Source organism: Streptomyces yatensis, from assembly GCF_018069625.1.
Taxonomy (GTDB): Bacteria; Actinomycetota; Actinomycetes; order Streptomycetales; family Streptomycetaceae; genus Streptomyces; species Streptomyces yatensis.
In genome coordinates, this window is sequence record NZ_CP072941.1 from 4267775 (window position 1) to 4281149 (window position 13375).

The 13375-nt window shown below is 72.3% G+C and carries 9 protein-coding genes and 1 pseudogene; 2 read left to right on the forward strand and 8 right to left on the reverse strand.

Going from position 1 to position 13375, the window contains the following annotated elements; translation table 11 throughout:
- Positions 1–20 precede the first annotated feature (20 nt).
- The gene (locus J8403_RS17485) at positions 21–1691 is read left to right on the forward strand and encodes a sodium:solute symporter family protein (protein WP_211124009.1); all 1671 of its coding nucleotides are present in this window, start codon (positions 21–23) and stop codon (positions 1689–1691) included.
- Between the two features lie 27 nt (positions 1692–1718).
- Positions 1719–2027: pseudogene (locus tag J8403_RS17490) on the forward strand (hypothetical protein); the annotation flags it as partial.
- 187 nt (positions 2028–2214) lie between these two features.
- Here J8403_RS17490 and J8403_RS17495 read toward each other — a convergent pair.
- From J8403_RS17495 to J8403_RS17530, 8 genes are all read right to left on the reverse strand, one after another.
- A complete protein-coding gene (locus J8403_RS17495; protein ID WP_211124010.1) occupies positions 2215–2955 on the reverse strand; it encodes a response regulator transcription factor in 741 nt (246 codons plus the stop codon).
- Between the two features lie 261 nt (positions 2956–3216).
- Positions 3217–5052, reverse strand: coding sequence for a hypothetical protein (locus J8403_RS17500; protein ID WP_211124011.1), 1836 nt, complete (start codon positions 5050–5052; stop codon positions 3217–3219).
- A 302-nt stretch (positions 5053–5354) separates the two neighbouring features.
- Complete coding sequence (locus J8403_RS17505; RefSeq protein ID WP_211124012.1) at positions 5355–7172, reverse strand: ABC-F family ATP-binding cassette domain-containing protein; 1818 nt, start codon at positions 7170–7172, stop codon at positions 5355–5357.
- Between the two features lie 668 nt (positions 7173–7840).
- The gene (locus tag J8403_RS17510) at positions 7841–8767 is read right to left on the reverse strand and encodes a 4-(cytidine 5'-diphospho)-2-C-methyl-D-erythritol kinase (protein WP_246585878.1); all 927 of its coding nucleotides are present in this window, start codon (positions 8765–8767) and stop codon (positions 7841–7843) included.
- A 343-nt stretch (positions 8768–9110) separates the two neighbouring features.
- Positions 9111–9980 carry a 16S rRNA (adenine(1518)-N(6)/adenine(1519)-N(6))-dimethyltransferase RsmA gene (rsmA, locus tag J8403_RS17515; RefSeq protein WP_211124014.1) on the reverse strand — a complete coding sequence of 290 codons (870 nt, stop codon included), beginning with the start codon at positions 9978–9980 and terminating at the stop codon, positions 9111–9113.
- Between the two features lie 336 nt (positions 9981–10316).
- A complete protein-coding gene (locus tag J8403_RS17520; protein ID WP_246585879.1) occupies positions 10317–11516 on the reverse strand; it encodes a resuscitation-promoting factor in 1200 nt (399 codons plus the stop codon).
- A 130-nt stretch (positions 11517–11646) separates the two neighbouring features.
- On the reverse strand, positions 11647–12600 hold the full coding sequence (locus tag J8403_RS17525; protein WP_211124015.1) for a TatD family hydrolase: 954 nt from the start codon (positions 12598–12600) through the stop codon (positions 11647–11649).
- 162 nt (positions 12601–12762) lie between these two features.
- Positions 12763–13257 carry a hypothetical protein gene (locus tag J8403_RS17530; RefSeq protein ID WP_211124016.1) on the reverse strand — a complete coding sequence of 165 codons (495 nt, stop codon included), beginning with the start codon at positions 13255–13257 and terminating at the stop codon, positions 12763–12765.
- Positions 13258–13375: the final 118 nt, after the last annotated feature.

Sequence of the window (13375 nt, forward strand, 5' to 3'; positions counted from 1 at the left end):
TCAGGCGATGAGGCGAGACCATGCACTATCTGGCCGAAGGGCTCCGGCTTCCCACCAACGCACTCGACTACACGATCCTGATCCTCTACTTCGCCGTCGTCCTCGGCGTGGGATTCGCCGCCAGAGCGAGCGTCAAGACCAGCCTCGACTTCTTTCTCTCCGGCCGGTCGCTGCCCGCTTGGGTCACCGGTCTGGCCTTCGTCGCCGCGAATCTGGGGGCTCTGGAGATCCTGGGGATGGCCGCCAACGGCGCGCAGTACGGGGTGTACACCGTGCACTGGTACTGGGTCGGGGCCATTCCGGCCATGGTCTTCCTCGGCCTGGTGATGATGCCGTTCTACTACGGTTCCAAGGTACGGTCCGTCCCCGAGTTCCTGCTGCACCGGTACGGGCCGTCCTCGCATCTGCTCAGTTCGATCATCTTCTCGATCGCGTCCGTGCTGATCGCGGGCGTGAACCTCTACGCGATGGCGATCGTGGTGGAGGCGCTGCTGGGCTGGCCGCAGTGGGTGGCCATCGTGGTCGCGGGGCTCTTCGTGCTCGTGTACATCACCCTCGGCGGGCTCTCCTCGGCGATCTACAACGAGGTGCTGCAGTTCTTCGTGATCCTGGCCGCGCTCATCCCGCTCACCGTCGTCGGCCTCCGGCGGATCGGCGGCTTCGGCGGGCTGAAGGACTCTCTCGTGGACTCCCACGGCCCCAATTTCGTCTCCGCCTGGGGCGGCACCGGCATCGGCTCCGCCAACCCGCTGGGGGCCAACTGGCTGACCATCGTGCTGGGCCTCGGTTTCTGCCTGAGCTTCGGCTACTGGACGACGAACTTCGCCGAGGTGCAGCGCGCCCTGTCGGCCAGGAACCTCTCGGCCGCCCAGCGCACCCCGCTGATCGCCGCGTTCCCCAAGATGTTCATCCCGCTGATCGTGGTGGTGCCGGGGCTGATCGCGCTGGTGATGCAGCCGGACATCGGCAAGAAGACGAGCGGTCTGCAGTACAACGACGCGATTCCGCTGCTGATGAGCGAGCTGCTGCCGAACGGGGTGCTGGGGCTCGCGGTGACCGGGCTGCTGGCCGCCTTCATGGCGGGCATGGCGGCCAATGTGTCGTCCTTCAACACGGTCTTCACCAACGACATCTGGCGGGCGTACGTCAGAAAGGACCGGTCGGACGCGTACTACCTGCTGACGGGGCGGGTGGTGACGGCGGTCGGCGTGCTGGTCGGTATGGGAACGGCCTTCATCGCCTCCTCGTTCAGCAACATCATGAACTACCTCCAGACGCTGTTCTCGTTCTTCAACGTGCCGCTGTTCTGCGTCTTCATCATCGGAATGTTCTGGAAGCGGGCCACCGGCCCGGCCGGGTTCTGGGGACTGCTCTGCGGCACGGTGGCCGCACTGATCAACTACTTCTGGCTCTACCGGGCGGATGTCATCTCCATCCCCAGCGACCAGGGCGCCAACTTCGTCTCCGCCATCGTGGCGTTCGTGGTCGGCGGCGTGGTGATGGTCGCGGTGACCCCGTTCACCAAGCCCAAGCCGGTCGAGTCACTGGCCGGTCTGGTCTACGGCACCACCGCGCCCGGGGTGGCCGAGCCGCCGGCGCCGGGCGACGAGGCGTGGTACCGCCGTCCGGCCGTGCTGGGCTGGGGCGCGCTGATCCTCGCGGCCCTGTGCTACATCCCGTTCTCCCTGTGACCCTCCGGCGAATAAGGAGCCCACGCCATGAGTGAGGAGTACGAATACCGGCACGAGGTCGAGGAGCTGGAGCAGAAGTCGGCGACCGCGGCGCGGCTGTTCGATGTGCGGCGGATCATCGGCGGGCTGTTCGTGATCTACGCGATCATCGTCCTCATCGCCGGGTTCACCGCCTCGGACGCGGATGTGAAGAAGGCATCGGGCATCAACATCAACCTCTGGACCGGATGGTGCATGCTCGCGGTCGGCCTGCTCTTCCTGCTGTGGATGAAGCTCAGGCCGCTGTCCGCCCCGGGGGCCGCACCCAAGCCGGAGGCCGGGCCGGGGGGCGGGGCAGGGGCAGGGCCCGGGGGTCCCGGGACCGGGGCAGGGCCCGAGGCCGGACGGCCCGGAGACGGAAGGCCTGGCGCCGGAGGACCCGGAGCCGGAGAGGGCTGAGCGGCGCGGGCCGCCTCGGGCCGGGGCGCAAGGGCCCCGGGCCACCGCGAGCCGGCCCGCGGGGCCGCCGGCCCGCCGACGCGGGCTACGACGCCGACGCGGGCGGCTTGGGCGAGGACGGCTGCGGCGAAGGCGACTGGGGCGCGGGCGACGCGATACGGCGGGACGCCGCGCGGTCCAGCAGCCCGGTGCGCGCCGCCAGGGCCGCCGCCTCCAGCCGCGAGCCCACCCCGAGCTTCATCAGCACCCGCTGCACATGGGTGCGGGCCGTGCTGGGGGCGATTCCCATGCCCGCCGCGATCAGCCGGGTGTCCTCGCCCTCGGCGACCCGCACCAGCACCTCCACCTCGCGCGGGGTCAGCATGCGCAGCAGCCGGGCTCCCTCGTCGTCGGGCTGGGCCGCGGGGTTGAGCAGCTCCGCGAAGGCCCCCTGGAGCAGTTGGGGCGCCACGGCGGCCTCGCCCGCGCGCGCCTTCATCATGGCGCGCTCGACACCCTCGATCCGCTCGTCGTGGCGCACATAGCCGGACGCACCGGCGGCGAAGGCGGCGGCTATGCCGCGTGGGCTCGGCACCGGGCCGAGCACCACGACCGCGACCTGCGGCCGCTCCTTCTTGATCTGCACCACCGGGTCGAACACCCCTGGTTCGGCGGGTGACGCCGTGCCCAGCAGGCACACCTCCGGTGCCCGGCTCACCACCAGGTCCGCCGCGCCCGCGCTCGGTGCCGCCGCGGCGAGCACACGGTGCCCGCGCAGCTTCAGCGCCGAGGCGAGCGCCTCCGCGAGCAGACGGTGGTCATCGACCACCATGAGTCGCACGCCCATGAGCTCCCCCCATTCGCTCAGGGGGGAAAGCTACACGCTTGTTCGACGTTGCGCGCCCCTTACCGGGCAGAAGCCCCCCGGAATGCCGAAATCCCGGCCATTAGTGCCTACTTGAGGTCCGGTTGACGTCTGAATCGGACCGATGCGGCCGGGTTCCGCGCGGGCGCGTGCCCCGGCGCTCCCCCGGGGCGAAAGGCGGCGGCCCCGCCCGTACGGTGGGTACGGGCGGGGCCGCCGTGAACCGAGCGGACGCCGAAGGGGTCAGCTCGCGCCGAAGATGATCGCCAGCGGGTCGTCCTTGTCGTAGGTGCCCGAGGGCTTGGTGGCGTAGACATCGCTCATGAACAGGTGCTTCCCGGAGTAGATGATCTCCGAGTAGCTGGGGCTGAACTTCGACTCCATCTCATGGGAGGCGACGGGGTTCTGCAGCAGCTTGGTCTTGGCGTACGACTTGGGGTCGATCTGCCAGACCGCGCCACCGGCCTCCCAGGTGCTCTCCTGGTAGGCGAGGACCGAGCCGTTCTCGTCGAGCCCGAGGGGGGTGAGCGCGGCGCCCTTGACCCCGTCCGTCTTCCCGATCGGCTTGCCGTTGGCCAGGCTGAACGCCACGACCTCGTTGGCCGTCGCGGCGGAGGAGTCGGTGCGGTCCTCGGAGCCGAGGAAGAGGGTGTTGGCCGACTTGGAGATGGCGAACTTCCGGCAGCCCTCGACGTTGGTCGACTCGCACTTGGCGTCGTACTTGCCGTTCTCGGTGCCGATCTTGCCGAGCACCTTGCCGGTCTTGGCGCTGTCGTCGACGGAGAGGAAGTCCGAGACCGCCGAGCCGGTCGAGTCACCGGCGTCGAGGCCGATCACCAGCGGGTCGGTGGAGGCGACATGGACGTAGTCGATGCCCTGCGAGACCTTGTAGGCCGACTTCACCGCGCCCGTCTTCGGGTTCAGCGTCTGGACCTGGATCTGCGGGTTGTCGTAGTCGCCGCAGCGGCGCACCGCGACCAGCTTGTCCTCGCCGCCCGCGTAGCCGTCGTCCGAGCACTGCTCGCCGGACTTCGGCTTCCACAGCGACTGGCCCGAGGTGGACCAGGCGGCGCCGCCGCTGGTGCCGCCCGCGGCCACGGTGCCGCCGCCGAGGGTGACCTCGTCGAAGCGGACCTTCTCGTCACCCTCCTTGACGTTCCGGTGCCAGAGCATCTTGCCGTTCTTGAGGTCCAGCAGCCCGACCTCGGTGCAGCCGGGGTACTTGTCCTTGGCCGACGGCTTGGCCTCCTGGTAGAGGACCGTGGTGAGCCCGTCCTCGGTGAGGTGGTCCGAGGACCAGCAGACCGCGCCGTCCAGCGGGATCGTCCACTTCGCGGTGCCGCCGCTCAGCGGATAGCCGACGATCTTGTAGACGTCGGCCTTCACGAAGGTGTCGTCGGTGACCCACATGCCCTCGACGGTGATCTGGTCGGACACCTTGGGCATCGGAACCTTGTTGAGCAGTTTGGCCTCTACGGTCTTGGCGGGCTTGTCCCCGCCTCCCGTGGAACCGCTTGAAGAAGATCCCTGGCTGGACTCTTTGTCCTTGCCCTTGGCCTCGCTGCCGCCGCCGTCGTCCTTGGTGGCGAACCAGATGCCGCCGCCGATGATCAGCGCGACCGCGACCACCGCGCTGACGATGATCGCCATGCGCTGCTTGGACTGGCCGGAGCCGCCGGGGCCACCCGGGCCGGGGCTGCCGGGGAACTGGGGCTGCGGCGGCTGGCCGTACTGCTGCTGACCGTAAGGCTGCTGGCCGAATTGCGACTGACCGTATGGCTGCTGGCCGTACTGGGGCTGCCCGTACTGCGGCTGACCGTAGGGCTGCTGGCCGGCGCCCGGCTGCTCCGGGTAGCCGTAGCCGCCGGCGCCCGGCGGGGGCGTCTGCGGCGGGGCGGGCGGTGCCGCCGGGGGCGGAGGCGGGGTCTGCGGCGGCTGACCGGGGGCCTGCGGATAGCCGTAACCCTGCTGGCCCCCAGGCGGCGTGGGCGGCTGCTGCGGATAGCCGTAACCAGGATCCTGCGGTGCCCCGAAGCCGCCCTGCGGCGGCTGGTTGGGCGGCGGAGGCGGCTGTGACATGCGAAATCCTTCAGGTGCGGGACCCATCGACCGACCGGCCTCCCCCGCGATCCCGGTGGTCAAAGCCCTCCGGGAAGGAGCGAATCGGACGTGGAACCCCGCCATTGAGCGGAAGGCAGGCGGGAGTTCTTTGTATCACCCGTAAGGGGCGCAATAGGGACCAGTTTCCAGGTCATCGACCAGCTGAGACCGGCCTGTGACGCGACCGTTGCCAGGGCGCGCGCCCGGGCCGCACAGCCTCTTCACACGATGCTTTCAGGCCACTCACATCGAAGGCGGCCCGCCCCTCGCCCCTGCGCCGCTCAGGCGTCGTCGGCCAGCTCCAGCCACCGGGTCTCCAGATCGTCCCGCTCCCCCGTCAGCTCGCGCAGCTGGGTGTCGAGCTCGGCGACCTTCGCGAAGTCCGTGGCGTGCTCGGCGATCCGCGTATGCAGGTCGGACTCCTGCTCACTGATCCGGTCCAGCCGCCGCTCGATCTTCTGGAGTTCCTTCTTCGCGGCGCGCTGCTCGGCGGCCGACCGCTGCCGGGCGACCTGTTCGTCGGCCTTCTGCTTGGCGGGCGCGGCGGCCGGGGTGGCCGCGGCCAGGGCGCGCTGCCGCCGCTCCAGGTACTCGTCCACGCCGCGCGGCAGCATCCGCAAGGCGGCGTCGCCCAGCAGCGCGAGCACCCGGTCGGTGGTGCGCTCGATGAAGTAGCGGTCGTGGCTGATGACCACGAGCGAGCCGGGCCAGCTGTCGAGCACGTCCTCCAGCTGGGTCAGGGTCTCGATGTCCAGGTCGTTGGTGGGCTCGTCCAGGAAGAGCACATTGGGCTCGTCCATCAGCAGCCGCAGGATCTGCAGCCGGCGCCGCTCACCGCCGGAGAGATCGCCGACCGGGGTCCACTGCTTCTCCTTGGTGAAGCCGAACTTCTCGCACAGCTGGGAGGCCGTCATCTCCCGGCCCTTGCCGAGGTCGACGCGCTGCCGCACCTGCTCGACGGCCTCCAGGACCCGCAGGTTCCGGTCGAGTTCGGCGACCTCCTGGGAGAGATACGCGAGCTTCACGGTCTTGCCGACCGTGATCCGGCCCGCGGCGGGCTGCTGTTCGCCCTCGCTGCGGGCGGCCTCGGACAGGGCACTCAGCAGCGAGGTCTTGCCCGCGCCGTTCACCCCCACCAGGCCGATCCGGTCGCCGGGCCCCAGCTGCCAGGTCAGATGCTTGAGCAGCACCTTGGGCCCGGCGGTGACGGTCACGTCCTCCAGGTCGAAGACGGTCTTGCCGAGCCGGGAGTTCGCGAACCGCATCAGCTCGGCGCTGTCGCGCGGCGCCGGCACATCGGCGATCAGCGCGTTGGCGGCCTCGATGCGGAAGCGGGGCTTGCTGGTGCGGGCGGGGGCGCCGCGGCGCAGCCAGGCGAGCTCCTTGCGCATCAGGTTCTGCCGCTTGGCCTCCTCGCTGGCGGCGATGCGCTCGCGCTCGGCGCGGGCGAAGACGTAGTCGCTGTAGCCGCCCTCGTACTCGTGGACGGCGCCGCGCTGGACGTCCCACATCCGGGTGCAGACCTGGTCGAGGAACCAGCGGTCGTGGGTGACCACCACCAGGGCCGAGCGGCGGGCGCGCAGATGCCCGGCCAGCCAGGAGATGCCCTCGACGTCGAGGTGGTTGGTGGGCTCGTCGAGGACGATCAGGTCCTGCTCGGCGATCAGCAGCTTGGCGAGCGCGATACGGCGGCGTTCACCGCCGGAGAGCGGGCCGATGACGGTGTCGAGCCCCTGCGGGAAGCCGGCCAGGTCGAGTCCGCCGAACAGCCCGGTGAGCACATCCCGGATCTTGGCGTCCCCGGCCCACTCGTGGTCGGCGAGGTCGCCGATCACCTCATGGCGGACGGTGGCCTCGGGGTCGAGGGAGTCGTGCTGGGTGAGCACGCCGAGCCGCAGATCCCCGGAGTGGGTGACGCGGCCGTCGTCGGCGGGCTCCAGCTTGGCGAGGATCCGGATGAGCGTGGTCTTGCCGTCGCCGTTGCGGCCGACGACGCCGATGCGGTCGCCCTCGTTCACCCCGAGGGAGACGCCGTCCAGCAGCGCACGGGTGCCGTACACCTTGCCGACGGATTCAACGTTGACCAGGTTGGTCGCCATCACACTCCATTACGCGGATCGATCGGCTCCCCAGGGTAGTCGCCGTGCGGGGCGCCTCGCTCAGGCGTCCACGGGCCGTGCCCTCGGGGCACGGGACCCTCGCGCTCATGCGCCCACGAGCCCCCGGGACCGGACCGGAGCGCCGGGGCCCCTCGCTCAGGCACCCACGAGCCGCGCCCTCGGGACCGGGCCGGGACGCCGGGGACCTCGCCCAGGCGCCCACGAGCCGCGCGCCCCCGGAACGGGACTGGGACACCGGGGACCTCGCCCAGGCGCCCACGAGCCGCGCGCCCCCGGAACGGGACTGGGACACCGGGGACCTCGCCCAGGCGCCCACGAGCCGCGCGCCCCCGGGACCGGACTGGGACACCGGGACGCCTCGTTCAGGCGCCCACGAGCCGCGCCACGGCAACCGGGCCGGAGGGCCGGGACACCTCGCTCAGCCATCCACGAACCGCGCGCCCCCGAGACCGGCCCGGGGCGCCGGGACGCCCCGCTCAGACGCACACGAGCCGCGCCACGGCAACCGGGCCGGAGGGCCGGGACGCCTCGGTGAGGCATCCACGAGCCTCGCGCGCCCGGGAACGGGCCGGGACAGCGGGACGCCTCACTCAGGCATCCACGCGCCGCGCACCCCGAGACCGGCCCGGGGCGCCGGGACGCCTCGCTCAGGCATCCACGAGCCGCGCGCCGGGGACCGGGCCGGAGGTGGTTCGGACCGTGCGGCAGGTGCCCGAGGCGGCCAGCGCGTCCGCCACCGCCTGCGCGGCCTCGGGGTCCTTGGCCAGGAAGGCGCAGGTCGGGCCGGAGCCGGAGACGAGGGAGGCGAGCGCGCCCGCGTCCGCACCGGCGCGCAGGGTGGCGGCGAGCGCGGGGCGCAGCGAGAGCGCGGCGGGCTGCAGATCGTTGGATACGGCGGCGGCCAGCGCGGTGGCGTCACCGGCGCGCAGCGCGTCCAGCAGCGCCGGGGAGGGCTCGGGGTCCGGGACGTCGGCGGCGCCCGCGCCCGCGCCGGACGCCTCGCGGAGCCGGTCGCATTCGCGGTAGACGGCGGGGGTGGACAGCCCGCCGTCGGCCACGGCGAACACCCAGTGGAAGGTGCCGCCGGTCTCCAGCGGGGTCAGCAGTTCGCCCCGGCCCCGGCCGAGGGCGGCGCCGCCGACGAGGCTGAAGGGGATGTCGCTGCCCAAGTCGGCGCAGATGTCGAGGAGTTCGTCGCGGGTGGCCTTGGTGCCCCACAGCGCGTCGCAGGCCAGCAGCGCCCCGGCGGCGTCGGCGCTGCCGCCCGCCATGCCGCCCGCGACGGGGATGTCCTTGGCGATGTGGAGGTGGACGCCGGGTGTGATGCCGTGCCGTTCGGCGAGGGCGACGGCGGCGCGGGCGGCCAGGTTGGTGTGATCCAGCGGCACCTGACCGGCGTCCGCGCCCTCGACGGTGATGCGCAGGGTGTCGGCGGCGGTGGCGGTGACCTCGTCGTGGAGCCCGACGGCGAGGAAGACGTTGGCCAGGTCGTGGAACCCGTCGGGGCGCAGCCCGCCGACCGCGAGCTGGACGTTGACCTTGGCGGGCACACGGGCGGTCACGGGGCGGGTCACGGGGCTCCTCGGTGGGATTCGGTGTTTCGGTGGGGCCATTGTCCCGCGTCGGCGGTGGGCTTGCTGGGAGTCGGCCTGCGCGGGGCCTGCCGGGGCGGGTGGCCTGCGGCGGGCTCGTTCCCCACCCCGCCCCTTCCCGTAACCGGGGCTCCGCCCCGGATCCCGTTCCCGGGGGCTGCGCCCCCGCATCCCGCCGGGGTTCCGCCCCGCACAGCACCACCCAGCCCCTCCGGCGTTCGAGGAGCGGGGTCCGGGGCGAAGCCTCGGTGGGGGTGCGGGGGTTTGCGCCTGCTCAGGTAGGGGCGGGGTGGGGAAGGGGCCCGCCGCAGGCGCGTCGGGTGGGTCAGGCCGCCGCAGGCCCGTGTTCGGCGATGGCGGCGAAGTCCTCCACCGTCAGCGATTCGCCACGCGCCTGCGGGGAGACCCCCGCGGCCTTCAGCGCCTCCTCCGCGGCCCCCGCGGACCCGGCCCACCCCGCGAGCGCCGCCCGCAGGGTCTTGCGGCGCTGCGCGAACGCGGCGTCGACGACCGCGAAGACCTCGTCCCGGGTCGCGGTGGTGCGCAGGGGCTCGTCCCGGCGTATCAGCGAGACCAGGCCGGAGTCGACGTTGGGGGCGGGCCAGAAGACGTTGCGGCCGATCGCGCCCGCGCGCTTGACGTGGGCGTACCAGGCGGCCTTCACGGAGGGGACGCCGTAGACCTTGGAGCCGGGTGGGGCGGCGAGCCGGTCGGCGACCTCGGACTGGACCATGACCAGGGTCCGCTCGATGGTCGGGAAGCGCCCGAGCATGTGGAGCAGCACGGGAACGGCGACGTTGTAGGGCAGGTTGGCGACCAGGGCGGTCGGGGCGGGGCCCGGTAGTTCGGTCACCCGCAGGGCGTCGCGGTGCACCAGCTCGAAGTGGTCGGCGCGGTGCGGCAGCCGGGCCTCGACGGTGGCGGGGAGCGCGGCGGCGAGGACGTCGTCGATCTCGACGGCGATGACCCGGTCGGCGGCCTCCAGCAGCGCGAGGGTCAGCGAGCCGAGCCCGGGGCCGACCTCGACGACCACGTCCTCGGGGCGCACCCCGGCGGTCCGGACGATCCGGCGGACCGTGTTGGCGTCGATGACGAAGTTCTGGCCGCGCTGCTTGGTCGGGCGTACGCCGAGCCGTGCCGCGAGGGCGCGGATGTCGGCGGGGCCGAGCAGGACGTCGGGATCGGTGGAGCTCACCCGGGAAGTTTACGGCCGCTCTTCAGGGGCCCGGTTCACGGACGGACAGGGCGTCCCGGGCGTCCCCACGCTCGGGATGCTTGGTCATACGCGCCGGGGGCGCCTCCCAGCACCGGGCCGGGGCGAGCCCCCGGCCTAGGCGGCCTCGATGAAGTCCGGTGCGGTTCGGATGCGCCCCGAAGAGGCGCGGGGCCGTGTCGATATGCGGCTCCGCCGCGGCCGTGTCGATATGCGCCTCCGCCGCGGCCGTGTCGATATGCGGCTCCACCGCGCGGGACCAGCCACGACACAGCCGCGGATGAACGACCGCCCCTCGCGGCACTTCCCGCGGAGCGCCTAGTGCTGGAGCTTGCGGCCGCACGTCGGCCAGGGGCCGGTGCCCCGCTGCTGGTAGAGCTTCTTGGCGCGGTAGGTCTGTTCGGCCGGGGGCGCGTCCTGGGGGCGGCCGTGGCCGCCGAGGTGGTGCCAGGTGCCCTGGTCGAGTTGGTAGAGGCCGCCGTAGCGGCCGGAGCCGTCGACCGCGTCCGGCCGGCCGCCCGATTCGCAGTGCGCCATCGCCCGCCAGTTGAGCCCGTCCGCCGGGCCGCCGACCCGGGCGGGCACGATCATGGTGCCGACCCGGACGATCCGGGCCACCGGCGGCTTGACGATCTCGCTGCCGAGCTTCCGCGGCCGCTGCCGTACGCCGTTGACGCTGCGCACCCGGTAGGTGGTGCGCAGGGTGCCCGGTTCGCCGGGCCGCTCCACGAGTTCGGTGCCCTTGGGGAGGGTGGGGTCGGCGCGGCGGACGGTGGTGAAGGGCACCGGTTCGTCGCGGATCTCCTTGCCGCCGGTGATCCGCATCACCGTCACCATCTGGCCGTCGCGCGGGAAGCTGTCCTGGGGGACGGAGGTGGTGTCCTGGCCGCGCAGGGTGAGCCCGGCGGCCGCGAGGGCCTCGCCGACGGTGGCCGCGTTGGTGCGGATGGTGTGTTCGCGCCCGTCGGCGCGGAAGGTGACGGTGCGCTCGGTGCGCACGTGCAGGAGCAGGCCGCGGTTGGTGATGGCGGCGGAGCGGGAGGCGGAGAGGTACGCGCCCTCGGCACGTACGCCCAGTTGGCGCAGTGCGCCGTCAACCGTGTGGGCGGTGGTCCACACCCGGCGGCGCTCCCCGTCGAGGGTGAGGGTGACCGGGCGGCCGTAGCGGACGGCGATCTCGTCGCCGTTGGCGAGCCGCTCCCCGGGCGCGGGGGCGACGATGTCGTGCTCGCCGACGTGGACGTCCTCGTCGGCCAGCAGCTCGCCCACGTCGTCGGCGTAGGTGTGCAGGGTGCGCGTATCGCCGTCGACGCTGAGCCGTACGGCCTTGTCCTGGGCGACGAAGGCGGAGGTGCCGCCCGCCAGCGCGGCGACCACCATCGCCTGCGGCAGCAGCCGGCGCATCGGGTCGGTCCGGCCGGCGGCGCCGCGGCGGGCGGCTCGGCGGGCGGCGGCACGGCCGCCCGAGACGCGGTGGCTGCCCCTACGGCTCACAAGAACACTCCGGTAACACTCCACAAGTCCACTGGTCAGGGCGTTGAGTCCGGGACTGTAGCGGAGTGGGGGTGACTCTCCAAAGGGAGATCATCACGCAGTGTGATCAGGTGTTTCGGATCGCCACCGCCCCTCAGGAGACGCCACCGCCCTCTCAATAGCCGAAGACACGCGCCGTATTGGCGGCCACGGCGGTCGCCAGGGTGTCCTCGGGGACGCCCTTGACCTCGGCCATGGCCCGCAGGGTGAGCGGAATCAGATACGGAGCGTTAGGCCGTCCGCGGTAGGGGGCGGGGGTCAGGAACGGCGCGTCGGTCTCGACGAGGACGAGGTCGAGCGGGGCGACGGCGAGGGCGTCGCGCAGCGGCTGGGCGTTCTTGAAGGTGACGTTGCCCGCGAACGACATGTAGTAGCCGCGCTCGGCGCAGATCTTCGCCATGGCCGCGTCGCCGGAGTAGCAGTGGAAGACGACGGTGTCGGGCGCGCCCTCCTCGGCGAGCACCCGCAGCACATCGTCGTGGGCCTCGCGGTCGTGGATGACCAGCGCCTTGCCGTGCTCCTTGGCGATGGCGATGTGGCGGCGGAACGAGCGCTCCTGGGCGGCCATGCCCTCGGGGCCGGTGCGGAAGTAGTCCAGGCCGGTCTCGCCCACGCCCCGCACCTGGGGCAGGGCGGCGAGGGCCGCTATCCGGTCGAGGGCCGCGTCCAGGGCCGCGTCGCCGCCGGGCTGCCGCGCCCCCTGCCGGGACCAGCCGTCGCGGGGGGTCTGGGGGGCTTGCCCCCCAGAAGGAGGTGTGCCGAGGACGATGCGGGGCGCCTCGTTGGGGTGCAGGGCCACGGTGGCCCAGACGCTCTCGTGCGCCGCCGCGGTCTCGGCCGCCCACTGGGACCCGGCCAGGTCGCATCCCACCTGGACGACGGTCGTCACGCCGACCGAGGCGGCCTTGGCCAGTGCCTCCTCGACCGTGCCCGGCTGCATGTCCAGGTGGGTGTGGGAATCGGCGACCGGGACCCGCAGGGGCTCCGGCGGCGGCGGGGGCGCGTCCTTTTCCTTTTGCGCGCCGCTCGCCTTGCCGTTGCCGCCGGGGGTCGATGTTGTTTTCGCCATGGTCGCGATTCTATGAATCCCGGTGAATGTGCGGTGAATCGCGTCCGGCCGCTCAGTTGCCCCGCGCCCGGCTCAGGTGAACCGGCTCAGGTGAACGGGCTCAGATGAACCGGCCCATCTGAACCCGCTCAGGTGAAACAGCTCAGATGAACCGGAACGTACTCAGTCGCGGTGGTGCTGAAAGGGGTGCAGCAGATTCGCCAGATGCCAATGGTGCGCCCGGCGTCGTGCGGGACCCTCGTTTTCCGGCGCGCCATCCGTCCCGGCGTCCGCCCGGGCCGGTGCCCCGTCCGTCACCTCCGTCGCGCCGGTGGCCGCCTCCGGGCCCCGGGCGGTGTGCGGCCTCCCGCGCCGCGCACTCTCCAGGGCCGAGGAGACCTGCCCCGAGCGCATGATCCGCACCAGATGCGCACCGCAGTTGACGCAGTCGGGGCTCGTCAGCGGGGACGGAACGCGCAGGCCGCCGGTGAAGTAGACGACGAAGGCCCGGCCCTCGCCGTCCACGTGGTGTTCGATGTCGTACGACCGCTCCCAGCCGTGCCCGCACTTCATGCAGGCGAAGGCGTAGGCCTCGTGGGCCACCTCGCCAGGGCCGGCGGAGGGGGTGTGGGCGGCTATCGGATGAGCACCGCTCGAGGTTCCCGCTATATCGCTCATGGCAGCTCCTCTTGTCACACAGGACAAGTCTTCCGGGATGGGATCGCCCCAGGTCTTCCCCACCCAGTGGACGCCTTTCCCGGCGCTGCCGCATCGGCCCTTCCCGCTCTTTGAGCGA